This is a genomic window from Clostridioides sp. ZZV15-6383, assembly GCF_020657735.1.
Classification (GTDB): domain Bacteria; phylum Bacillota; class Clostridia; order Peptostreptococcales; family Peptostreptococcaceae; genus Clostridioides; species Clostridioides difficile_D.
Map to the genome: position 1 here is coordinate 1 of NZ_JAGWCV010000012.1, position 23836 is coordinate 23836.

Consider the following 23836-nt stretch of genomic DNA (forward strand, 5'->3'; position numbering starts at 1 on the left):
CAATCAAATATTATCTGAAAAAATGGTATTTTCATACCTTTATTTGTCATGCATAATTTTACTTACAACATAAACTTTATATAAAATAATTAAAAATATACCTATTAAGGTAAGTAAAAAAGAGCTCTCACAGAACAAATTTAATTTGCTCCTGCGACAGCCCCTTTTTTTTATTTTATTTTTTAATATAATTTAAATTAAGAATGAATATTATTAAATTTGTTGAATATAGGGTATAATATAAAATATAATGTATTTAAATGTACTTGCTTTTATGGTAAAATAAAAACTTATATAAATGTAGTTAAAATAGGAACCTTCAAAAATTTGGTTCAGTTTTAGATAAATTTTTAGTAAAATAAGGAGGATGAAGATGAAAGGTAATATAACGATAAAAGATGTTGCTAAACAAGCAGGCGTGTCAATATCTACTGTATCTAGAGTTATAAATGATTCAAAACCTGTAACTGATGAAGTCAAACAAAAAGTTTTAGAGGTTATAAAAGAGACTGGATATATACCAAATCCGCTTGCTAGAAGCCTAGTAACTAAGAAGAGTCAATTAATCGGGGTAATAGTTCCAGAAGTTTCAGATTCTTTTGTTAATGAGGTATTAAATGGAATAGAAGAAGTTGCTAAAATGTATGACTATGACATTCTTTTAGCTAATACATACTCTGATAAAGAGCAAGAACTTAAGAGTATAAATCTATTGAGGGCAAAACAAGTGGAAGGTATAGTTATGATTTCATGGATAGTTGAACAAGAGCACATCAACTATATACAAAATTGTGGTATACCAGCAACATATATAAGTAAAACTGCTAGAGATTATGATATATATACAGTAAGTACCAGTAATAAAGAGGCTACTTTTGATATGACAGAACACCTTATAAAGAAAGGTCATGAAAAGATAGCTTTTATAATGACAAGTAAAGATGATACTGTTTTAGAAATGGAAAGACTTTCTGGTTATGAAAAAGCACTTTCAAATAATAATATAGAATTGGACAAGAGTTTAATTAAGTATGGTGGAACTGATTATGAAAGTGGATACAATAGCATGAAAGAATTATTAGATGACGGAATAGTACCTCATGCAGCTTTTGTAACAGGGGATGAGGCTGCTATAGGAGCTATAAATGCTATATGTGATGCTGGATATAAGGTTCCAGAGGATATATCAGTTGCAGGATTTAATGATGTTAAGATAGCTAAAATGTATAGACCTAAACTTACTACAGTATATCAACCTTTATATGATATGGGAGCAGTGGCAATAAGAATGGTTATAAAATTGATAAATAAAGAATTAATTGAAAATAAGAAAATAGAATTACCTTATAGAATTATTGATAGAGAAAGTGTTATCGAAAGAGAAAAATAAAACTATTAAAATTCATCAGGTAGTGCTTTAAGCACTACCTGATTTTTTATGTCATTAATATCAAACTTAAGAATAGCCTATTTAAAAAATAATTGTTTGATTATCTAAACGGTTTATTTTTTACCTATTCATGAGGATTTGACTTTTTAGTTTTCTTAAATAAACCTTTAGATTTCTTTTGTTGACCACTTGGTGTATTTTTTGGTGCAGGTGAATTTGATTTACCTTTAGTAGGTTTAGCCTTCTTAGTTTTAGCTGCTTTAGCATCTCTTTGAGTTTCTGCGTCTGAGATTTTTTCCATTATAGTATCCAATTTTTTGCGTTGATTTTCATCTAAAAATGCTTTGAATTTTGATACTACTTCATCTCTTCCATCTAAGTTCTTGCCTATTTTTATAAGTTCCTCCATAAGTTCATTTTCTGATTTTCCTTTGTAACTATCAGCCATCTTTTCTATCTTATCCTTGTCAATATTTTTTTGTTTAGCCATTTTTTCTAATGACTCTGTATCTAATTTTTTCATAAAAAAACCCCTTTCTATAAATATATATTGAATTATATTCATACTATTTATATATAGAAATAATATTGAAGTGGTGAATTATAAGTGATATATAATATAAATAAAAATTCTTATAGATAATATATATGCACTGAGCTTTAAAAATGGAACATTAAAATATGAAAAACATACTTTAATATAGGGCAATTATATAATATAAGGGGGAATTGTCTTGAATAACTTACTATTTTTGATTGGAGTGATTGCATTGAGTAATGGTAATATCTCTATATTTGATGATAAAAATAAATCAAAAGGAAATAATAGAGTTAAAAAAAGCAAAAAAAATGCAAATGATAAGCTGTCACAGTCTGCACATAGCAATTTAAGGTTTGATGCAAATGACATAAAAAGAGGTTTAAGGCTTATGGATTTAAGTGAAGAAGATTTAGAAATGGGAATGGAGATAATAACAAGAACTAAGAAATACATGTCAAGAGAGGAAAGAAAAATACTAATAAAAATAGAAAGTGTTTTAGATTTGGTTAGAGGTATAAAAAAATTAAACAATATAGACGTGGTAGATATAGAAGATGAAACAGATTTTTTCAGAAAAATGGATAGTGATGATAAAAAGAACATGATGATAAAGGAAATTATAGACGTGTTTCCAGAAAAAAGAAAAAATTCAGTTGAAAAAGCTATAGGAATGAAAAAGAAGATAGACTTATTTGCAGAATTATTTTTACCAGATGATTTTGGAGAAGGTGGATTTAGTCTAAGTTCTTTGGCAAATATAAACAATCTTGGTAGTATGAATAATCTAAAATTGCTAGGCAGTCTTTTAAGAGGTGATGATAGTAATAATGATACTGATGAAGAAGATAATAGTGAAGAATTGAATTATGAAGATGAAGAATTAGATTATGATAGTGAAGAGTTAACAGATGAAGATGAAATAGATGATAATGAAGAGGAATTAGTAGAAGATAAGAAAACAGACTATGAAGATACAGCAAATGATGAAGATATAGTTTATGATGAGGAACTATACAATGTTAATGAGCAAGAATCTGAACATAATTATAATGAAAAAAATACTAAAAATAGAACTAAGAAAAAGCGATAATCAACTAAATACATAAAGAGAAAAGGAAGAAAAAGTAATGATAGAATAAGATTATCTCAATTACTATATAAAACCACTTTAAAAAATTCAAAATTTATTATATAATAATAATATGAAATCCTGAAACATACGATAAGGCTTTTTTAAATTCAACCTACAAATGAAATACGGGAGACCGTGTCTGGTAAATTATAACATGCCTGATTAGTTTTGGACGTTAAAGGTTACTGGCAAGTCACCCACCTGGGAGTGCCTAGGGTGTGAATTTACTTAGCCACCGGTGTTTCGGGACAAAAAAAGTGCTACTATTTTAAATAGTAGCACTTTTTTTATTAAAATGCATTTTTCTACTAAATATGCCTAATTATTGATAAATTTAAAAAGCAAAGTAACAATTAAGATTTAAAGAGCATAGTATTAATTAGGCTTCAAAAAGCCAAAGACTTAATAAGAATCGCTTACAGGGAGGGCAATGAAAAATGCAAGATTATAAAAAAAATAAAAGAAGAATGATAAATCAGCCAATGTCTACAATGAGTGAAGAAGAAGTGTATACAGATGAAATAAATTCAGAGGACATGAGAGGGTTTAAAAAGTCACACCATCATAATGGATGTAATACTGATAATCATTGTGATTGTCATGATGATTGCAATCCATGTAAACCTAATCCATGTAATCCATGTAAACCTAATCCATGTGATGACAATTGTGGATGTCATGACGATTGTAAATGTGATTGTGAACCATGTCAAATGGATTCAGATGAATGTTTTGAAAACAAATGTGGACCAGACTGCTGTAATCCTATATCTCCAAGAAACTTCTCCGTATCAAATGCAGTGCCATTTGCAATAGAGGCTAATAGAATATTTGACACTATGCAATTCCAAACATTTACAGATGCTACTGGACCAAATGGAGAGCCATTAACTTTTGAAACAGAAGTAGTAGAAGTATTTGGTTCAATTCCAAGTGCAGGTCGAGTAAGTGTAACTATAGACAAAATATGCTTAAGCAATGATGGAATAGTTATAGATACAGGAATGACAACTTTAGAAGATTTCGATTTAGACCCATTAGGAGATATAGTAGGAAGAAATTGTGAAACAACTTTTGAATATGCAGTATGTGGAGAAAGAAATGCTGAATGTTGTAGACAAGGAAAAGGCAAATCAGTAGCTTATAAACAAAGAGGATTAACTGTAGCAGTTCGTAATTTAGTATTAGAACTAAGAGGTAGATGTGGATGTACAGAATTCGTTGCATTAGCCTTCCCAGCAGTCAGAGCAGGAGGTGGATGTAAGAAGAGAGTTGATTATGTAGAATTTACTTTTAACACACTTTCAGCACCAATATGCTTGCCAGCTGACGGAAGAGCTGTTACTTTAAGACAAGAATACCAAACTAACTTAACTGTAGATTGTATAGGAAAATCTATATTAAAACTAGAATGTAACGAATGTTGTGAACCTTTCTATGAATTAATAATACCAAATGATATAGATTTAGTACTTTGCTTACAAGAAACAGTTAGCACATTAATAAGTGAACAAATAGTAGTTTTAGCATCACCAAATGCAATCCAACCAAGACTTGTTGATACTTTCTCTAAAGTATGTGATTTTTCGCAATGTGGACCTAATCATGGAAGTGGAAAGCCTAGTTGCCACAGATAGATAGGTAGATATATAGACAGTTTAAATTATAAATAAAAATCATCTAAGGAAGGCTACCAAAGTAGATAATCTACATTGGTAGCCTTCACGTTTTTATACCTAACGTATAGATTTTAGTGATTTAAAAAGTACTATAGTGTGCAATAGACAAGTAAATATTGATACTATTGTCATTGTGTATATGTATGCATAAATATTAAGTCCTGGAATAGGAAGAAATACATATAGAGCTACTAGTTGAATTAGCATACCAATAATAGTATTTATACTTGAAGCTAACTCTTTTCTTATTGAATGTAAAATGCCAGATAGCGTTTGATTTAGAGACATAAATAGTGGAACTAAAAACATAGCTTTTAAATATTCTCCAGCAAGTGTATTTTTAAATACTAGTATACACAAATCTTTTCCAAAGAAATAAAAAAATATTGATGATAGTATACCTACAAATAAAGTTAGGAGTATAGAGTATTTGATTTTCTTTATGACACTCTTACGCTTTCTTAGAGCTATTTCTTGTGATATAGTGGGGATTAAGTTTACAATAAGCGCTGAACCAACAGTAAAAGGTAAAAATATAAAAGGCATGACCATTCCACTGATGATACCATACATACTTAAGGATTGCTGATAAGTCATTCCTGATAATGCTAATCTTGATGGTATCATCATAGAACTTATAGATTGTAAAAGTATGTTTGACATTCTATTACAAGTTATGGGAATGGACATTTTTAATGTTTCCATAGAAGAATTATAAAAATCTTTTATGCTTATGATATACTTATTGTCAAATGATGAATCTCGCCATAAACAAATAAGCATGAATATGATATTACTCAATTCACCAATCGATATACCTAATAGGGCAATATAACAATTCATAGATTTATTATTTATGTACATAACAAGTAAAACAACAAATAAAATTTTACCAATTTGTTCAATAATTTGTCCAATAGCAGGGATTTTTACATTCTTTACACCATAGTAATATCCTCTTAGTACATTTGAAAGAGTTATTATAACTATAGCAGGACAAACTGCTAGTATAAATAGGTTTAATTTAGGGTCTTTTAAAAACTTAAGTGATAAAAAAGAGCTATTAAAAGATGCAACTATAGATATTGCCAGTGCTACAAAAAATGCTATATATAAAGTTGATATAAATAAAGCATTGGTATTGTGTTTATCGTTTAAAGCTTTTCTCTTTGCAACTAAACAACTAAGTGCAGTAGGTATACCTGTTGTTGTAACGGCTAAGCAAATCATCAAAAAATTAAAAATCATATGATAGATACCTAAACCTGTTTCACCTAAAGCTCTTGACAAGAATATTTTATATAAAAAACCAAATATTCTTACAATAAAGTTGGATATAAATAAAATAACTGTTGATAGTACTAAATAAGGTACTTTCAAAAAAATCACCTCCCTATCTTTTAAATATATTCACAAGGAGGTGTAAAAATTTATAATTTTATAAATTCTGGTTTTAACTTATTAAATTTAGATACATATTTAAATCCCATACTTTTTAGTAATGAATATATGTAATCAAACTCACACGCAACTTGATTTACATGGTGTGAATCTGAACCTGTAGTTATGATTTCTCCTCCCAAGTCTTTATACATCTGAAGGATATATCTAGATGGAGTCAAATCTGGAAGATTATACCTATAACAAGATGTATTTATCTCGATACCTTTACCATCATAAATGGCCTGTTTAAGCGTTTCTTCAATTATATCAGAAAATAGTCTATCATCTAAAATAGTATCATAAGGTGCATACCTTTTAATCAAATCTAAATGACCTAAAACAGAGTAATCCTTATAATTCTTAACAATATTATATAAATAAAGATAGTAATTTTCATAAACTTCATGTTGCGTTTTATCTTTAAAATAATTACCAAGGTATAAGTCCATTGTATCTATAGCATGGATAGAACATATTATAAAATCAAATGGATATTGATGTGCTTCCCTTTTATATGTGTCCATCAATTGAGTCTGAACTCCAAATTCAATTCCTTTTTTTATAGATATTTTATCTTTATATTTGTTTTGAAGAGTTTCTAGACTCTTAAAATAATCTTCATAAACAATTGAAAAAGAATCATCAGCATATACATCATAGTCAACATGGTCTGTAAAACAAATTTCCTTCAAACCAAGTTCGATAGATTTTTTTATCATTTCTTCCATTGTAGATTTTCCGTCAGTAGAGAAACTTGAGTGCATGTGATAGTCGTAAAACATAAATATTTCCCCTTTTTATAAAAATTTTGGTATTATATATACATACTAAATAATATCAAATATATGTGAAAGCATCAATAAAATATAAATACAATGAGCGGTGATAAATGTGGAAAAATACATAATAGATTTAAGTGAGAAAAAGTTAACTAAATATATACAGATATTTAATCATATAAAGGAATTGATAATAAATAAAGAGCTAGTTGAACATGAAAAACTGCCACCAATAAGAAAACTATCAGATTTTCTACAAGTAAATAATACTACTATAGTTAAAGTATATGAGCTTTTAGAAAATGAAGGATATGTATATAAGATTGTAGGAAGTGGAACTTTTGTATCGAGTTCAAATTCTTATAAAAATTGTATAGATAATAGAAAAAATAAGATTATTGTGCAAAGAGAAGATTTAATTCATTTTGACAATGGAAATCCATCTAATGATATGTTTCCTATAGATTCATTTAAAAATGCTGTAAATATGGCATTATCTAAAGATGGCAGTTCAATATTTGATTATGATGAAGGTCTTGGTTCTGAAGAATTAAGAGATAAGATGGTAGAGTATCTAAGTGATGGAAATATAAAAACTACGAAGGAAAATATTCAAATAATATCAGGTGCTCAACAAGGTATAGATATAGTCTGTAAAGGGCTTATAAGTTATTCAGATGTTGTCTTTATGGAAGAGCCTTCTTACAATGGAGCGATTGAAGTGTTTAAAAGTAGAGGAGCAAAAATAATATCTATACCTATGTTAGATGATGGGATTGATATAGGTATTTTAAAGTTAAAATTGGAAAAAATAAAACCAAGACTTATATATATTATGCCTAATTTTCAAAATCCAACAGGAATATCTTACTCAACGTATAAAAAAAAGAAGTTAATAGAATTGGCAGAAGAACATGATTTTTATATAATTGAAGATGATTTTATAAGTGATTTTGTTTTTGAATCAAAAGACAATAGAACGGTTAGAAGTTATGATGATAAAAATAGAGTAGTTTATATAAAGAGCTTTTCAAAAATACTTATGCCAGGTCTTAGGATAGGAATTGTAGAAATGCCAAATGAATTATTAAAAAAGGTTTTATGGGCTAAATATTCATCAGATATATCAACACCAGGTCTAATTCAAAAATCAATGTATTATTATATGGATAATTTTGATTGGAAAAATTATTTGAATCATATAGAGAAGATATATACTGATAAGTACAAATTGGCAAAAAGCTTGATTAATGACAAATTGAGTGGTAAATTAAAAGTTAGAAAATCTTGTGGAGGAATAAACTTTTTTTTAGAATTACCAAGAGGATATACTTCTCAAGCATTTACAAGTTTTATGTTAAACAAAGGGGTATCTATGCTTCCAGGAACTTATTTTTTTGATAATCTAGTAGATGATAGATTTTTTAGAATCAATATAGCTCGTCCGAGCGTGGAAGAGCTAGAAAAGGGAATATCTATAATAAGTGATAATATAGATGAGTTTTTTTGTGAATATAAAAATAAGTTAGATATAAAGAGCAATAAATTATTTTATTAAATAAATAGAAGTTTTTTAGGAGGAAAAAATGTTTGACAAGAAGAAATTAGATAGGATTAATGAATTAGCAAAGAAAAATAAAGAGGGAGTTCTTTCTGCTGATGAAATCAAAGAAAGAGAAATTTTAAGGAAAGAATATTTAGAAAACTTTAGAGCCCACTTTAGATCAAGACTGGATAGTGTAAAGGTAGTTTCACCAGAAGAATATGAACAATACATGAAAAATAATAAAAATTAGAACTTAGTAGGAGGAAAACATGAACTTAAAGTACGAATTTAAGAATGCCTGGGATGTTGAAAGAAAAGAAAATACTATTGAACAAATTATGCAATATTCTTGCAATTATATGGATTTTTTAAGTAAGTCAAAGACTGAAAGGCTTTCAGTAAAAGAAATTATAAAATTGGCTAAAGAAAATAGTTATATTTCAATAGATGAAGCTATGGAAAAAGGAAGCATAAGTTGTGGTGATAAGATTTATGTTATAAATAAAGAAAAGGCAGTAGCACTTTTTGTAATAGGTAAAAATTATATAGAAAAAGGTATGAAGATTATAGGGAGTCATATAGATTCCCCAAGATTAGATTTAAAACCAAATCCATTGTATCAAGAGAGTAATCTAGGTTTTTTTAAGACTCATTATTATGGTGGAATAAAAAAATATCAGTGGACGGCTGTTCCACTTGCTTTACATGGTATAGTTATATTAAATGATGGAACAAAAGTTGATATATCTATTGGGGAAGAAGATAATGACCCAGTATTTTGTGTAACTGATTTATTGATTCATTTGGCTGGAGACCAAATGCAAAAGAAACTATCTGAAGGAATTAGTGGAGAATCTTTAAATATATTAATTGGTAATATTCCTTTAGATGATGAGGAAAAAGAGCCTATAACAGCAAATATATTAAAGATTTTAAATGAGAAATACGGTATAGTTGAAGAAGATTTATTAAGTGCTGAAATTGAAGTAGTTCCAGCTGGTAAAGCAAGAGATTTAGGGTTTGATAGGTCAATGGTGTTGGGATATGGGCATGATGATAGAGTATGTTCATATGCTGCTGTAAAAGCTATACTAGAAACTGAACAACCAGAATTTACTTCAGTTGCATTATGTGTAGATAAAGAAGAAATTGGTTCTAAAGGGAATACAGGTATGCACTCAAAGTTTTTTGAAAATACTGTGGCTGAACTAATTGCTTTAGAAGGAGATTATTGTGATATTAAAGTGAGAAGAGCTTTAGCAAATAGTAAGGTACTATCAGCTGATGTTTCTGCTGGATATGACCCAAATTTTGGAGAGGCATATGAAAAGAGAAATTCTGCATATATGGGAAATGGAGTAGTCTTAACCAAGTATACAGGTTCAAGAGGAAAGAGTGGATGTAATGATGCTAATGCTGAATTTATGTCAGAAGTAAAGCGAATTTTTAATAAAGGAAATGTAGTATGGCAAACTGCTGAACTTGGAAAAGTAGACCAAGGAGGAGGCGGAACTATAGCCCATATATTAGCAAATCAAGGTGCAGAGGTTATAGATTGTGGTGTTGGAGTTTTAAATATGCATGCACCACATGAGATTGTCTCTAAAGTAGACATATATGAAATGTATAAGGGATATAAGGCATTCTTTAATATCAATTTATAAATAAAAGTATAAATATAGTAAGTGAATAAAGACCATTGTATAAACAATTTTAAACTGTTATACAATGGTCTTATTTTTTGTAAAAGTAACGAATTATTACAATGGAGAGAATAAAATAAAAAACTGTCAAATTAAAAATTATTTTAAAAAAATTGACAACGATTTCATCTTGTTATAATATGTAATAAAGAACTTATTATATAATGTTATAAAAAAGTAAAAAAATCTAAAGCTTTAAAAAGACATCTTGAATTCATGTCAGTTACTCCTCATATAAGTACTCTATTAGTAGGTATATCTGGAGCTATGGAAGTAGCTTCAATGCTAGGTCTTATGGTAATTGGAGGTATGACTGCATCTAACATAATGCTAAAACTTAGTGTCAATGTAGGTAGTGGAGAATGGGCAGAGCCTATTCAAACTTACTTAGACCAAATAATGCCATGTATGCTTCTAGCTATGATATTTGGTATTATGTATTGGCTATTAGGAAAAAAGGTAAAGACAACTACGATATTAATCTCGGTTATGATTATTTGTATAGTATTAGCTGCTATTGGAGTAGTATAAATAAAAAATCCCAAGTTCATTTGAACGAGGGATTTTTAACTATTTATTGAAATTATTATATTATGATTTCGAAATACTCACATAATCTGTTCAGAAATTTATCTTCTAATGGGGAAAAAGTTTTCTTTTTAGAGTAAATAAAGAAAAATTTTCTAGTAAAATCAACATCTTTTATTTTATAGCATTTTATTTTACCTGTATTGAGATAATCAATAGCTGAAATGTACGATATAAAGGATACTCCAAGACCTAATCTAACCATTTCTTTAATAGCCTCATTTGATTCTACGTGAGCTAGTACATTTAATTTATTTACTGGAAAGTTGTTTTTGCTAAGTGTGTTTAATATTAAGTTTCTTGTACCCGACCCTTCCTTTCTCATAATAAAATTTAGATAAGCCAATTCTCCTATATCGATGTAATTATTTTTATTATCAATTTTAAAATCTGAAGGGGTGATAAGAACAAGTTCATCGTCTAATAAGTCTAGGTACTCTATTTGAGGATTATTGATTTTAGAACCAACTAATCCAAAGCTTATTCGTTCATTTAAAATTTCTGATATAGCATATTGAGAATCATAATGGCTTATGGAAAATTTTACATCTGGATAACTCATAGAAAAACTCTTCATAAAATCAGGCAGAATATAAGTTTCAGGTATAGAACTACATGCTATATCTATAACACCTTCTATTTTTCCTGAATATTCTTTTATATCATAAATTGCACGTTTACAGTTATTCAATATATATATAGCATGTTTATAAAGAATTTCACCAGATTTTGTGAGTGTAATAACTTTGTTGCTTCTATTTATAAGTACAGTTTCTAACTCTCTTTCTAAATTCTGTATGTGTGCACTTACAGTAGGTTGAGTTAAAAAAAGTTCTCTTGCAGCTTTTGAAAAACTTTGATGTTTTGCAACAGCAACAAATACTTCAAGTTGTTTAAAATCCATTATTTAATCCTCCTTAAATTATCTAAAACTATTATAACATATTTGATAAATTAATAGTCAAAGGTGATTTTTAAAATAGAAAACCCTTAAATATTTATGGAGTTTTTGATTGTTTAGGAATAATTTGGTATAATGTTATAAGGATATTTGCAATAAAAATATCGTAAATTGAATTTTCAAAATTCAACTTTAAAATATGTTTTATTACAGAAAAATTACAAATAGCTTCTTAATCTTATTAAATTCAAATAAATATTATATAATTATTTTATAATATAATAAATATAATTATTGAAAAGATGGATAATCATACATTGAGAGATAGATAAATACTATAAAATTTAAGAAAGGAGGATTGATTTATGAAGTTAAAAAGGTCATTAGTTTGTATAACTATTTTAGGTATTATACTTGTTGGATGTCATAAAGAAACTACGAAAGATAAAAATCAAGTAGCAAGTAAAGCAACACAGCAAAAAACTATGACAAAAGTTCAAAATGATGTTAATGAAATTATGAATAAAGATTATAAGTATATTATAAAAAATATGGGTATACCTTATAATACATTTTATTATATAAAACCTAAAGTTTTAAAAGAATCAGATACAATGCAAGATATAAATACATCAAGTTATATGACATTAGTTTATCCAAAGTATACTGGAAATAATGAACTAGATGGAAGTGCTTTATATGTTGATATTAATGAAAATAAAGTTGTCAATGTTGAAACTAATTCTTTCTCATCGCAGAATTTGATAGCCATTGATACTGCATCTAGTATTATGATTGAAAAAAATGACCATGAAAAATCGGCTGTATCACTAGAAAAATTTAGACACATTGACCTGGGAGAGTACGTTGGAGTTGAAGAGTCCAGAATAAATGAAATCGTAGGAGATGCGAATTATGATTTGACAGCATATAATCATGAAGGTAGTAAAGTAGTTAAGAGCTATAGATTAAAAGAAGATAATAAAATATTAAAAAAAGAAATACTTACAATAGCTATTGTAGATAGTAAAATAAAATCTATAAAAACTATTGAAAGTGATAAAATTGTAAAAATAATAAAAGGAGCTTTATTAGAATAATGAATTCTAGAGCATGCAAGGCTGTTTCAAGATAGAAGTAAATTTCTATCTTGAAACAGTTTTTTTATTAGATTCAAAAAATTTATTTTATTGTAATTAGCAATAATTTTATAATGTTTATTAAATTTGAACTGCACTTATAGGTAACAATTAGTTATAATTAAAGATAAGATAAAATTATTTTCAACTTTTATATCTATAACAGATTACTTTAAAATGTCTTAAATAAAAAATATATTGGGGAGTATTTAAAATGATAGAATTAGTAGATGCCATAAAAATTATTGAAAAAAATGTTTTACCAATAAATAGGGTCAAGAGAGTAAATCTCATAGATGCAGTAAATAAAGTAGTTGCAGAAGATATATATTCAGTAATTGATAGCCCTCCATTTGATAGGTCACCATATGATGGTTATGCATATAATGCAAATTCTGAAAATAGAAATTTAAAGGTTATAGGGACTTTGTATGCAGGAGAAGTGTTTGATAGTATATTAAATAAAAATGAAGCAGTGAAGATAATGACTGGTGGAAAAATACCAAAGGGTGCAAACTGTGTAATAAAAAAAGAAGATGTAACGGTTATAGGTGATATGATAACTTTAAATGTAAAATTAAAGGAATATGATAATTACATATTTAAGGGTGAGGATATAAAAAAGGGTCAATTGATTATTAATAAAAATCAGAATATAGGATATGATGGTATTGGGGTATTAGCAAGTCTTGGAATAACCAAAGTAACTGTTTATGATGATTTAAAAGTTGGAATTTTGAATACAGGTACGGAACTACAAGATATAAATGAGATTTTAGAGAATGGTAAGATATATGATAGTAATAGATATACCTTATATTCAAGATTATTAAAACTTGGAATACAAGCAGATACAATATGCAATTGTTCTGATGATATATTCGAGCTAGAAAAAAAGGTAAGGGATATGTTACAGAATGTAGATTTTTTAATTACTACAGGTGGCGTGTCTGTTGGAGATAAAGATTTAATTCCAGATGTATTTAGAAAAATAGGGGCAACAGAATTGTTTTGGAAAATAAATATCAAACCAGGAGGTTCTTGTTATGTAGCTACATTGGGAGAAAAACTATTGTTTGGTCTTTCTGGTAATCCACATGCAGCAATCGTGGTATTTGATAATGTGGTAGTTCCTGTGATTGAGTATTTGACATATAAGAAAAGGAATCATTATATAAAAGCCTTATTTAGAGGAGAATTTAATAAAATTTCAAATAAAGATAGGTTTGTAAGTGGAAAACTATATACAAGTGAAGGTAAACTATATGTAGAGTTAAATGATAAGAAAGATGCCAAAGCTAGGTTATCTGCAACACTAAGAAGTAATTGTATGATTAAGATTAAAAAGAATGAAACAATAAAAGAAAATCAATTGGTCGATGTTGTTACTAGATAGTTTTATGAAAGGACGCAATTTTATGTATAATATATTGTCAATTGTCTCCTATTCAGGAGTAGGTAAAACTACATTAATTGAAGGCATAATAAAAGAACTAAATAAAAAAGGGTATCGTGTTGGAGTTATTAAACATACATGTCATGATTTTGATATGGATGAGGAAGGAAAAGATACTTACAAACATAGAAAATCTGGTGCAAGAAAAGTCTGTATAATATCAGATAAACGAGTAGCATATATTGAAGAACTAAAAGATAAGAATCCATTATATAAAATGATTCAATTATATGAAGATATGGACTTAATTATTATAGAAGGATATAAAAACTATAGGTTTAAAAGATTGGAAGTAACTAGAAAAGATAAATATGAGGATATTTTATCTAATAAGTCTGATTTGATAGGTATTGTTAGTGATATAGAATATAACTTGAATATTGAACAGTTTGATTTAAATGACTATGAAAATATATCAAAGTACATAGAGTTTTGTATAAAAAATGATATTTTAAGTATAAGCAATGTTGAAATAAAAAACATACTAAAAGAATAATTTTAAGATGTTCTTTTGATATAAAATGATATAATTATTTACATAAATAAGGATATAAGAAATTTATCAATTTTATTTTGAATTATAAAATATTAAAGAAATTGTAGGAGGACAAGAGATGAAAAAAATATTAGTAGCATGTGGAGCAGGAATAGCAACATCAACAATAGTTTATGATAGAGTAGAAAAATTGGTTAAAGAAAATAATATAAAAGCAGAAATTATACAATGTAAAATTGCCGAATGTTCAACAAAACAAGAAGGTGCTGATTTAATCGTATCTACTACTATACTACCAACAACTTATGATATACCTACAATAAAGGCAACAGGATATATAACAGGTATAAATACAACAGCATTAGATAAAAAGATATTGAATGCATTGAAGTAGTTTTGCATTTATAAAAAAATTTAGTATTAAATATAGAGTTATATCTTTATAAAATTTTAAATATAGAGATATAGCTCTTTTTATGTTGTTTCAAGTATACAACTATATGATATAAATCTTCAATTTTATGAAAAAGATTGTTATTACTTTGTAAGTTTATAAAAGATTTAAAGTTATTGTTATGTTATACTAATTTAGGGGTATTTTTTAGAAGTACCAATGAAGGAGGGATTTAATACTTATGATAAAACAATTTGTCAAATATTATAAGCCATATAAGAAAATTTTTACCTTAGATCTTATAGCAGCTTTTTTATTTTCCTTATGTGATTTAGTTTATCCTATGATAACTAGAAATATAATGGATGACGTTGTTCCAAATAAAAACTTAAGAATGTTAGTAGTTTTTGCAGTAGTACTTATACTTATATTTATAGCAAAAGCAGGGCTTAACTATTTTATGCAGTATTGGGGACATGTTATTGGTGTAGATATGCAAGCTGATATGAGAAATGAAGTATTTACACACTTACAAAGACTTCCAAATACGTATTTTGATAATAACAAATCTGGAGTAACTATGTCTAGAATAGTAAATGACTTGATGGATATAACAGAACTTGCACATCATGGACCTGAAGATTTATTCATTTCTATAGTAATGTTGGTTGGTTCATTCTTTATACTTATAGATATAAATATTCCTCTTACTCTTATAATATTTGCTATATTACCATTTATAATTTGGTTTGTAATAACTAAAAAAGATAAGATGAATACTGCTTTTATGAAGAGTAGAGTTACTATAGGTGATGTAAATGCTACTTTAGAAAATAGTATAGCAGGTATGAAGGTAACTAAGTCTTTTTGTACTGAGAAAGAAGAATTAAATAAGTTTGTAAGAAGCAATAAATTATTTAGAAAAGCAAGACAAGATTCTTATAAAGTAATGGCAGAATACTATTCGGGTATGAATTTATATATGGACATCTTAGAGTGGGTAGTTGTCATAGCTGGTGGTTACTTTACTTATATTGGAAAAATTACTTTGGGTGATTTTGCTGCTTATATACTATATGTAAAAATGTTTATAAACCCTATGAAAAAATTAATAAACTTTACAGAGCAATATCAAAATGGTATGACAGGTTTTAAAAGATTTATAGAAATAATGGAGCAAGACCATCAAAAAGAAGCTAAAAATCCTATTGAACTTGAAAATGTAAAAGGTGATATTGAGATAGAAAATATATCTTTCACATATGAAGATAAGACTCAAGTGTTAGATAATTTGAGCTTATCTATAAAAGCTGGTAAGACTATAGCATTAGTTGGACCTTCTGGAGGAGGAAAGACTACATTATGTAATTTATTGCCAAGATTTTATGAATTTGATAAGGGTGATATAAAAATTGATGGAAAGAGTATAAGAGATGTCAGTTTAAAATCATTGAGAAGAAATATAGGTATAGTTCAACAAGATGTATTTTTATTTACAGGAACTATAAGAGATAATATTCTTTGTGGAAATCCTAATGCTACAGATGAAGAAATGATAGCTGCTGCCAAAAAAGCTAGAATACATGATTTTGTAGAGACTTTACCAGATGGATATGATACTTATATAGGAGAAAGAGGAGTAAAATTATCGGGTGGACAAAAACAAAGAATTTCAATTTCAAGAATCTTTTTAAAGAATCCTCCAATAATAATATTGGATGAGGCTACATCTGCTTTAGACAATGTAACAGAAAGAGAAATTCAAGAGTCTTTAGAAGAATTAAGTAAAGATAGAACAAATTTAGTTGTTGCACATAGATTGACTACTATAAAAAATGCTGACGAAATTATAGTATTGACGGATAAAGGAATTGAAGAAAGAGGTACTCATGAAGAATTAGTAAATAAAAATGGAGTATATAGTAGATTACACAATAACTAGTATATAAATTTTACACTATAGCTAACATACCTGTTAAATTTATAAACATAGAATATATTAAGATTCATAAAGCAAATTCATTTTATATTAATGAGATGTTTTATGAATAAAATGTATTCTATGTTTTATTTTTTGCAAATTACATTTAATTCTCTTTATAAGAATAGAGCTAAATAGCCAATAATTAGGATAGCGTTTTTATAAAAAGAATAATTTAGAAAACTAAATTTAATTTATCGAATTTTATGAAAAAAATCGAATTTTGACTTGAAATGTTTTTCAAAAGTAGTAAAATAATGGATAACTATACATACATTTTATAAAAATATATTTATTATGAGGGGGGATTTTGTATGGAGGCAATAACAGCTTTTTGTCTAGTTTTAGTGTCACTGACGATAGGAGATGTGGTTTCAGCAAAAACTAAAGCTTTTGTTCCGTCAGTTTTTGTATCAGCAATTATATTTATAGTAGGATTTTGGACTTTTTTCCCAGAAAATATTGTGGACTTAGCTGCTTTAGGAACACCATTAGCTCAATTGGGAATGCTTTTATTAATAACTCATATGGGAACTATGATGAGTATTAAAGAATTAGCAGGTCAATGGAAAACAATCGTAATAGCTCTGGCAGGAATAGTAGGAATATGTGTAGGAGCTTTAGCATTAGGGACAGTAGTATTTGGATGGGATACAGCAGTAATAGCTACACCTCCTCTTACTGGAGGACTAGTTGCATCTATAATGATGGCAGATGCTGCTACAGCAAAAGGTCTTGCAAGCTTGGCAGTACTTGCAATTTTAATGTACGTTGCACAAGGTTTTGCAGGTTACCCTATTACAGCTCTAATGCTTAAAAAAGAAGGGAAAAGACTTTTATCAGATTTTAGAAGTGGAAAAGTAACTGTAAATAAAGCTGAAGAAAAAGTTGAGGATTTACCTGAACAAAAAAGTAGATTTAAGATAATTCCAGATTTACCTGAAAAATATGATACAACATACATGATAATACTTAGATTAGGACTTGTAGCATGGTTAGCAGTACAATTTACAAATCTTACAAATGAAGTTGTATCAAGATATGTTATATGTTTAATATTTGGTGTAATAGCATCAGAACTTGGAATAGTTGATAGAAAACCACTTAATAAATCTGGTTCATTTGGATGGTTAATGACATCATTGATGGCTTTTATATTTGCAGGGTTAGCAAAAGCTACACCAGCAATGCTTGTTGAAATGGCAGTTCCTCTTGTAGGAATCATAATATTTGGTGTAATAGGTATGGGAATTTTCTCTATTATAGCAGGAAAGCTTTTAGGTGAAAGTAAAGAAATGGCTTTTTCAGTTTCGCTTACATCACTTTACGGTTTCCCACCAAACTATATATTAACTGAAGAGGCAGTAAAGGCTCTGGCTGAAACACCAGAAGAAAAAGAATTTTTAATGGATAAAATGCTTCCAAAGATGCTTGTTGGAGGATTTACTACAGTTACAATAGCTTCTGTAGTAATAGCAGGTATATTTGTAAATCTAATATAGTATTTAACTGATAAAAAGTATTTTAAATAAGAAGAATATGTACTACTTGGAGGTCTGGAATGGATATTAAAGAAATAACAAAGAGTTATAAAGATTATGTAATTAGGCTTAGAAGGGAATTTCATGAAAATCCTGAAAAAAGCATGGAAGAAGTTAGAACATCAAAGAGAGTTAAAGAAGAACTTGATAAAATAGGAGTACCATATGTATCAGCTGGAGGAACAGGTGTAATTGCAACTATAAAAGGAGCTAATCCAGGAAAAACTGTAGCACTTAGAGGAGATATGGATGCACTACAGGTTGTTGAATGTACTGATGTAGAATACAAATCGAAAAATGAAGGGCTTATGCATGCTTGTGGTCATGATGGTCACACATCAATGCTTCTAGGAGCAGCCAAAGTGCTAAATGACATTAAAGATAGTATTAATGGAACAGTAAAATTATTTTTTCAACCAGGAGAAGAGGTTGGTAAAGGTGCAAGAGCTATGATTCAAGATGGGGCTATGGAAGGTGTAGATAGTGTATTTGGAATACACCTTTGGACTGATGTAGAGTCTGGGACTATATCAGTAGAAGAAGGACCAAGAATGGCTTCTGCAGATTTCTTTAAAATTACTGTAAAAGGTAAAGGTGGTCATGGTTCGCTTCCTCATCAAGGTGTTGATGTAGTACTTGCAAGTTCAGCAATAGTTATGAACCTACAATCTATGGTTAGTAGAGAAGTAAGTCCTCTGGAACCATTAGTTGTGAGTGTTGGAGTTTTAAATTCTGGAACTAGATTTAATGTAATAGCGAGTGAAGCTGTTTTAGAAGGTACAATAAGACTATTTAATCCAGAGCTTAGAAAGCAAATTCCTGGAATTTTAGAACGTATAGCAAAATCTACAGCAGGAGCATATAGAGCAGAAGCAGAATTAGAGTATGGGTATTTGACACCAGCAGTTATAAATGACAAGGAATGTTCAAAGATAGCCACAGATGCAGCAATTAAATTATTTGGAGAAGAATGTATAACACTATTTGAAAAAGTAACAGGAGCAGAAGATTTGGCTGAGTTTATGAACATAGCACCTGGTGCACTAGCATTTGTAGGAGCTAGAAATGAGTCAAAAGGCGCTTGTTATCCTCATCATCATGGATGTTTTAATATAGATGAAGATGCCTTAGAGATTGGAACTGCATTATACGTTCAATATGCGGTGGATTTCTTGAATAAATAATTTTAATATACTATTAATAAAAAGCAGAGACTAAGTTTATATCTCTGCTTTTTTATTGTGTATATTTTTTATAAATATTGACTATATAAAATATATATGATAATATAAAAGAAAATGATAATCAATATCAATTAAAAAAGAAGGTGATTCATTTGAATAATGTAGTATTTGCATTTTTGATAACATTATTGGCAGGTTTATCTACTGGTATAGGAAGCTGTATAGCGTTTTTTGCTAAAAAAACAAATACTAAGTTTCTTTCTATAAGTTTAGGGTTTTCTGCTGGTGTTATGATTTATGTGTCTATGATAGAAATTTTTCCTAAAGCACAAGATGTTTTGACAAAATCTATGGGAGAGAAGTTGGGAAGCTGGTCAACTGCAATAGCTTTTTTTATAGGTATGGCTATTATTGCGATTATTGATAAGTTAATTCCACAAGAAGAAAATCCACATGAGATAAAGAAAATGGAAAATATAGAAGAAAAAAATATCAAAAAGAATAAATCTCTTTTGAGAACAGGCATCTTTACAGCAATGGCTATAGCAATTCATAATTTTCCTGAAGGATTAGCTACATTTATATCAGCTCTTGATGATGTTACAATAGCTATACCGATAGCTATAGCTATTGCTATACACAATATACCAGAAGGTATATCTGTATCTGTACCAGTTTATTACGCTACAGGGGATAAGAAGAAGGCTTTTTACTATTCTTTTTTATCTGGTATGTCTGAGCCTTTAGGAGCAATTATTGGATATGCACTTCTCAGAAATTTTTTAAATGATATAACACTTGGAATTGTATTTGCAATTGTAGGAGGAATTATGGTATTTATATCACTAGATGAATTATTACCATCAGCTAGAGAATATGGTGAACATCATTTATCAATTTATGGATTGATTGCAGGAATGGGCGTTATGGCTATTAGTTTACTACTATTTAAATAGCTTTTTAGATATCTGATTGTAACCTAAAGTTAGTATCAAAATGATATTTTTAAATAGATTTTTAAGCTATTTAAAAATATCATTTTGGAGAGTGAGTATTATGGAAAAGAAAATAAAGTTCAAATTTGACTGGTATATCTCACCTGATAAGATAGAGAAATGGCTAGAAGATATGGAAACTAAGGGATATAATTTATATAGGATAAATAAATTTGGAGGAATATTTTATTTTCATAAATGAAGTCATTTTTTGTACTTAAATGTGAAAATAGTAAAGTAAATCATATTACTTCCAATAAAAATATTTTGTTGACAGATAAAGTGGATAAATTTATGCATGGAATAGGAATTCAGAGTATTAAATCCTCTTTACAAAAATATAATGGAGAATTATTATTTGAAAATAATAAGGATAAATTTATACTAAATATATATATACCCTTAAATCAAGATACTGACAGTTGAATAGATATATGGGAACTCAAGGAACATCAAAAAATATAAATTATTTTTGCTTCCATTTTATGCTAAAGGACAGTATAATATAATTAAAGTATGTTATAACATACAAAAATATAGTATATATTTATCCAAAGGGGGATTTTAAATGAGTCAAACTAATAGAATAGAAGCATTTAGACAAGAATATATTAATTCTAAACCTATGATATGTTGTGAAAGGGCTAGAATTTTTACAGAATCACATAAAAAAACTGAAGGAGAAGCTATATGTATAAGAAGAGCTAAAGCTTTTTTGGAAACATGTAAAGAACTTCCTATAAAAGTTTTTGAAAATGAATTAATTGTGGGTACAGCAGGAAAATTTAGAAGAACAGGGATATTGACACCAGAATTTTCTTGGCAATGGGTAGACAAAGAAATGGATACTTTTGATAAAAGAACTCAAGACCCATATGTAATATCAAAAGAACAAATAGAATTTATAAGAAAAGAAATATTTCCATATTGGAAGGGAAAATCTTTGGAAGAAGTTTTTTTAGCAAGAATTCCAGAAGACACAGCTAAGATATTAGTAGATACAGGTATAATAGATAATGATTCTAAGTGGAGACAGGCAGTAGGTGAAGTAACACCAGATTATCAAGATATACTGTTTGTGAAAGGATATAAAGGGATTAAAGAAGATGCAGATAAAAAAATAGAAGAGTTAGATATATCAATTTCAGAAAATATTGAAAAAATAGACTTTTACAAATCTGTTTCTATAGTTGCAGAGGGGATTATGACATTGGCAAAAAGATATTCAAATCTTGCAAAAGAGATGAGTGAACAAGAGACAGATGAAAAGAGAAAGTTAGAACTTATAAAAATTTCAGAGATATGTATGAATGTACCAGCAAATCCACCAACTAATTTTTATGAAGCAATACAATTTGTATGGTTTGTTCAACTAGGTGGTATTCTATCAGAAAATCCATTAGCATTAAATTTAGGTAGATTTGACCAATATATGTATCCATATTATGAAAATGATGCTAAAGAAGGTAAAATAACTGAATCAGAAGCTCAGGAATTGATAGAAGCCCTTTGGATTAAGTTATCAGAATGGGTATGGACTATATCAGCAAATACAGCAAATTATTTTGCAGGATATAATCAATTCCAAAATCTTACTGTTGGTGGTAAAAAGAGAAATGGTACTGATGGGACGAATGATATCTCATATATGTGTTTAAAAGCTACAGAAAGTGTAAAAACTCATCAGCCAGGGTTAAGTGTTAGAGTAAGTCAAGGAGCACCAGATAATTTCGTTATGGCAGTTGCTAAATTAGTAAAACAAGGTACTGGTTTTCCTGCTATACACAGTGATAGTGCAGGTGCACAAATGTTACTGCAAGATGGATATGATGCAGAAGATGCTAGAGATTGGAGTAACTGTGGTTGTGTAGTACCTCATTTTAGAAAAACAGGACAGTGGACTTCAGCTGTAAACATCAATTTTGCAGTAGCTTTAGAATATGCTATGAATGAAGGTAAGAGTAGATTAACTGGAGAAAAAATGGGGCTAGATACAAAAAGTATCACAGAATTTACTTCTTTTGAAGAAGTTAAGGGTGAGTTTTTAAAGCAATTAGCATATCTTATCAAGAATTCTGTTATAGGAACTACTGTTGCTCAACAAATTCATAAAGAAATGGTACCAAGACCGTTTTTATCTACTTGTGTAGATGGATGTCTGGATAAGGGGACTGACTTAAGTAAAGGGGGAGCAAAATATAATATAGGACCTGTATTAACTGGTATAGGGTTAGGTGTGGTTTCAAATTCATTAGCAGCTATAAAGAAACTAGTATTTGAAGATAAGGTTACTACACTGGAAGAGTTAACAAAAGCACTAAATAATGATTGGGAAGGTTATGAAGAGTTAAGAAAACTAGCATTAGATGTTCCTAAGTATGGAAATGATAATGATTATGTAGACTCATTAGCAATTGAAGTTTCTGATTTTTATTATACTGAAACTAGAAAATACAAGGATATATTTGGTTCTAAATTTAATAGTGCATTTATGGGAATATCAAACTATGTACCAACTGGAAAAATTGTAGGTGCAACTCCATGTGGAAGAAAAGCAACAAAACCTTTGACAGAGGGAGTTTCTCCATTTGTTGGTACTGATACAACAAGCCCACTAGCAGCTATGAAATCTGCATCAAAAATAAATCATGATGTTCATACTGGTGGAACACTTTTAAATTTAAGACTTAATCAAGATTTAATAGAAACAGAAAGAGGGCTTAGAAATCTAACGTCTATGGTTAAATCATACTTTGCTTTAGGAGGATTCCATGTACAATTTAATACAATAGCAAATGATATTCTATTAAAGGCTCAAGAAAATCCAGAGGAATATAAAGATTTATTAGTGAGAGTTGCTGGATATAGTACTCAATTTGTTAATTTATCAAGAGAAATGCAAGATGCTATAATAGCTAGAAATTCACATAGTAATTTTTAATTATGAG

General features: G+C 28.5%; 22 protein-coding genes and 1 other RNA gene. 19 read left to right on the forward strand and 4 right to left on the reverse strand.

Annotation, left to right across the window (positions count from 1 at the left end):
• Positions 1 to 367 precede the first annotated feature (367 nt).
• The gene (gene ccpA, locus KGF42_RS06485; protein WP_413926997.1) at positions 368 to 1390 is read left to right on the forward strand and encodes a LacI family transcriptional regulator CcpA; all 1023 of its coding nucleotides are present in this window, start codon (positions 368 to 370) and stop codon (positions 1388 to 1390) included.
• A gap of 124 nt (positions 1391 to 1514) precedes the next feature.
• Here ccpA and KGF42_RS06490 read toward each other — a convergent pair whose 3' ends face one another.
• The gene (locus KGF42_RS06490) at positions 1515 to 1913 is read right to left on the reverse strand and encodes a hypothetical protein (RefSeq protein ID WP_227820985.1); all 399 of its coding nucleotides are present in this window, start codon (positions 1911 to 1913) and stop codon (positions 1515 to 1517) included.
• Between the two features lie 211 nt (positions 1914 to 2124).
• Here KGF42_RS06490 and KGF42_RS06495 point away from each other — a divergent pair, with 211 nt between their 5' ends.
• The 3 genes from KGF42_RS06495 (at position 2125) to cdeC (ending at position 4700) form a co-directional block, all read left to right on the forward strand.
• Positions 2125 to 3021, forward strand: coding sequence for a hypothetical protein (locus KGF42_RS06495; protein WP_227825991.1), 897 nt, complete (start codon positions 2125 to 2127; stop codon positions 3019 to 3021).
• A 114-nt stretch (positions 3022 to 3135) separates the two neighbouring features.
• A non-coding RNA gene (gene ssrS, locus KGF42_RS06500) (6S RNA) lies at positions 3136 to 3317 on the forward strand.
• 183 nt (positions 3318 to 3500) lie between these two features.
• Positions 3501 to 4700: an exosporium morphogenetic protein CdeC gene (gene cdeC / locus KGF42_RS06505; protein WP_227820983.1), complete on the forward strand. Its 1200-nt coding sequence runs from the start codon at positions 3501 to 3503 to the stop codon at positions 4698 to 4700.
• A gap of 99 nt (positions 4701 to 4799) precedes the next feature.
• On the opposite strand, the gene KGF42_RS06510 is transcribed toward cdeC, so the two are convergent.
• Both KGF42_RS06510 and KGF42_RS06515 read right to left on the reverse strand, forming a co-directional pair.
• Positions 4800 to 6122, reverse strand: a complete 1323-nt coding sequence (locus tag KGF42_RS06510) for a polysaccharide biosynthesis protein (protein WP_227820982.1) — start codon at positions 6120 to 6122, stop codon at positions 4800 to 4802.
• Between the two features lie 50 nt (positions 6123 to 6172).
• Positions 6173 to 6967 (reverse strand): histidinol-phosphatase HisJ family protein, encoded by a 795-nt coding sequence (locus tag KGF42_RS06515; protein ID WP_227820981.1) that lies wholly within the window; start codon positions 6965 to 6967, stop codon positions 6173 to 6175.
• Between the two features lie 109 nt (positions 6968 to 7076).
• On the opposite strand from KGF42_RS06515, the gene KGF42_RS06520 reads away from it, so the two are divergent.
• From KGF42_RS06520 to KGF42_RS06535, 4 genes are all read left to right on the forward strand, one after another.
• The gene (locus tag KGF42_RS06520) at positions 7077 to 8522 is read left to right on the forward strand and encodes a PLP-dependent aminotransferase family protein (protein WP_227825992.1); all 1446 of its coding nucleotides are present in this window, start codon (positions 7077 to 7079) and stop codon (positions 8520 to 8522) included.
• A 28-nt stretch (positions 8523 to 8550) separates the two neighbouring features.
• Entirely contained in the window at positions 8551 to 8760 is a 210-nt protein-coding gene (locus tag KGF42_RS06525; RefSeq protein WP_054273114.1) for a DUF896 domain-containing protein, read from the forward strand.
• Between the two features lie 19 nt (positions 8761 to 8779).
• Positions 8780 to 10174 (forward strand): aminopeptidase, encoded by a 1395-nt coding sequence (locus KGF42_RS06530; RefSeq protein ID WP_227825993.1) that lies wholly within the window; start codon positions 8780 to 8782, stop codon positions 10172 to 10174.
• Between the two features lie 255 nt (positions 10175 to 10429).
• The gene (locus KGF42_RS06535) at positions 10430 to 10744 is read left to right on the forward strand and encodes a PTS system mannose/fructose/sorbose family transporter subunit IID (protein WP_227825994.1); all 315 of its coding nucleotides are present in this window, start codon (positions 10430 to 10432) and stop codon (positions 10742 to 10744) included.
• A 55-nt stretch (positions 10745 to 10799) separates the two neighbouring features.
• On the opposite strand, the gene KGF42_RS06540 is transcribed toward KGF42_RS06535, so the two are convergent.
• The gene (locus tag KGF42_RS06540; RefSeq protein WP_227825995.1) at positions 10800 to 11705 is read right to left on the reverse strand and encodes a selenium metabolism-associated LysR family transcriptional regulator; all 906 of its coding nucleotides are present in this window, start codon (positions 11703 to 11705) and stop codon (positions 10800 to 10802) included.
• Positions 11706 to 12067: 362 nt separating this feature from the next.
• Here KGF42_RS06540 and KGF42_RS06545 point away from each other — a divergent pair, with 362 nt between their 5' ends.
• From KGF42_RS06545 to KGF42_RS06595, 11 genes are all read left to right on the forward strand, one after another.
• Positions 12068 to 12802, forward strand: a complete 735-nt coding sequence (locus KGF42_RS06545) for a hypothetical protein (protein ID WP_227820976.1) — start codon at positions 12068 to 12070, stop codon at positions 12800 to 12802.
• Between the two features lie 253 nt (positions 12803 to 13055).
• Positions 13056 to 14237: a molybdopterin molybdotransferase MoeA gene (locus KGF42_RS06550; protein WP_227825996.1), complete on the forward strand. Its 1182-nt coding sequence runs from the start codon at positions 13056 to 13058 to the stop codon at positions 14235 to 14237.
• Positions 14221 to 14793, forward strand: a complete 573-nt coding sequence (mobB, locus tag KGF42_RS06555; RefSeq protein WP_054273132.1) for a molybdopterin-guanine dinucleotide biosynthesis protein B — start codon at positions 14221 to 14223, stop codon at positions 14791 to 14793. Before KGF42_RS06550 ends, mobB begins: the two co-directional genes overlap by 17 nt.
• A gap of 118 nt (positions 14794 to 14911) precedes the next feature.
• Positions 14912 to 15187 (forward strand): PTS sugar transporter subunit IIB, encoded by a 276-nt coding sequence (locus tag KGF42_RS06560; RefSeq protein WP_227820974.1) that lies wholly within the window; start codon positions 14912 to 14914, stop codon positions 15185 to 15187.
• A gap of 241 nt (positions 15188 to 15428) precedes the next feature.
• Positions 15429 to 17129 carry an ABC transporter ATP-binding protein gene (locus KGF42_RS06565; protein ID WP_054273134.1) on the forward strand — a complete coding sequence of 567 codons (1701 nt, stop codon included), beginning with the start codon at positions 15429 to 15431 and terminating at the stop codon, positions 17127 to 17129.
• Positions 17130 to 17482: 353 nt separating this feature from the next.
• Positions 17483 to 18670 (forward strand): hypothetical protein, encoded by a 1188-nt coding sequence (locus tag KGF42_RS06570; protein WP_227820972.1) that lies wholly within the window; start codon positions 17483 to 17485, stop codon positions 18668 to 18670.
• A 59-nt stretch (positions 18671 to 18729) separates the two neighbouring features.
• Positions 18730 to 19893 carry a M20 family metallopeptidase gene (locus KGF42_RS06575; protein WP_227825997.1) on the forward strand — a complete coding sequence of 388 codons (1164 nt, stop codon included), beginning with the start codon at positions 18730 to 18732 and terminating at the stop codon, positions 19891 to 19893.
• 152 nt (positions 19894 to 20045) lie between these two features.
• Positions 20046 to 20849, forward strand: a complete 804-nt coding sequence (gene zupT, locus KGF42_RS06580; protein WP_227820970.1) for a zinc transporter ZupT — start codon at positions 20046 to 20048, stop codon at positions 20847 to 20849.
• Positions 20850 to 20949: 100 nt separating this feature from the next.
• Positions 20950 to 21090: a DUF2812 domain-containing protein gene (locus KGF42_RS06585; protein WP_227820969.1), complete on the forward strand. Its 141-nt coding sequence runs from the start codon at positions 20950 to 20952 to the stop codon at positions 21088 to 21090.
• A complete protein-coding gene (locus tag KGF42_RS06590; protein WP_227820968.1) occupies positions 21087 to 21314 on the forward strand; it encodes a GHKL domain-containing protein in 228 nt (75 codons plus the stop codon). The genes KGF42_RS06585 and KGF42_RS06590 overlap by 4 nt, the downstream gene beginning before the upstream one ends.
• Positions 21315 to 21456: 142 nt before the next feature.
• On the forward strand, positions 21457 to 23829 hold the full coding sequence (locus KGF42_RS06595) for a formate C-acetyltransferase/glycerol dehydratase family glycyl radical enzyme (RefSeq protein WP_227825998.1): 2373 nt from the start codon (positions 21457 to 21459) through the stop codon (positions 23827 to 23829).
• Positions 23830 to 23836 lie beyond the last annotated feature (7 nt).

Bases quoted from the DNA above. Each gene is read 5' to 3' on its own strand.
- ccpA (WP_413926997.1), top strand. From the start codon at position 368: ATGAAGATGAAAGGTAATATAACGATAAAAGATGTTGCTAAACAAGCA.
- KGF42_RS06490 (WP_227820985.1), bottom strand. From the start codon at position 1,913: ATGAAAAAATTAGATACAGAGTCATTAGAAAAAATGGCTAAACAAAAA.
- cdeC (WP_227820983.1), top strand. From the start codon at position 3,501: ATGCAAGATTATAAAAAAAATAAAAGAAGAATGATAAATCAGCCAATG.
- KGF42_RS06515 (WP_227820981.1), bottom strand. From the start codon at position 6,967: ATGTTTTACGACTATCACATGCACTCAAGTTTCTCTACTGACGGAAAA.
- KGF42_RS06525 (WP_054273114.1), top strand. From the start codon at position 8,551: ATGTTTGACAAGAAGAAATTAGATAGGATTAATGAATTAGCAAAGAAA.
- KGF42_RS06530 (WP_227825993.1), top strand. From the start codon at position 8,780: ATGAACTTAAAGTACGAATTTAAGAATGCCTGGGATGTTGAAAGAAAA.
- KGF42_RS06535 (WP_227825994.1), top strand. From the start codon at position 10,430: ATGTCAGTTACTCCTCATATAAGTACTCTATTAGTAGGTATATCTGGA.
- KGF42_RS06540 (WP_227825995.1), bottom strand. From the start codon at position 11,705: ATGGATTTTAAACAACTTGAAGTATTTGTTGCTGTTGCAAAACATCAA.
- KGF42_RS06545 (WP_227820976.1), top strand. From the start codon at position 12,068: ATGAAGTTAAAAAGGTCATTAGTTTGTATAACTATTTTAGGTATTATA.
- KGF42_RS06550 (WP_227825996.1), top strand. From the start codon at position 13,056: ATGATAGAATTAGTAGATGCCATAAAAATTATTGAAAAAAATGTTTTA.
- mobB (WP_054273132.1), top strand. From the start codon at position 14,221: ATGTTGTTACTAGATAGTTTTATGAAAGGACGCAATTTTATGTATAAT.
- KGF42_RS06560 (WP_227820974.1), top strand. From the start codon at position 14,912: ATGAAAAAAATATTAGTAGCATGTGGAGCAGGAATAGCAACATCAACA.
- KGF42_RS06565 (WP_054273134.1), top strand. From the start codon at position 15,429: ATGATAAAACAATTTGTCAAATATTATAAGCCATATAAGAAAATTTTT.
- KGF42_RS06570 (WP_227820972.1), top strand. From the start codon at position 17,483: ATGGAGGCAATAACAGCTTTTTGTCTAGTTTTAGTGTCACTGACGATA.
- KGF42_RS06575 (WP_227825997.1), top strand. From the start codon at position 18,730: ATGGATATTAAAGAAATAACAAAGAGTTATAAAGATTATGTAATTAGG.
- KGF42_RS06585 (WP_227820969.1), top strand. From the start codon at position 20,950: ATGGAAAAGAAAATAAAGTTCAAATTTGACTGGTATATCTCACCTGAT.
- KGF42_RS06590 (WP_227820968.1), top strand. From the start codon at position 21,087: ATGAAGTCATTTTTTGTACTTAAATGTGAAAATAGTAAAGTAAATCAT.
- KGF42_RS06595 (WP_227825998.1), top strand. From the start codon at position 21,457: ATGAGTCAAACTAATAGAATAGAAGCATTTAGACAAGAATATATTAAT.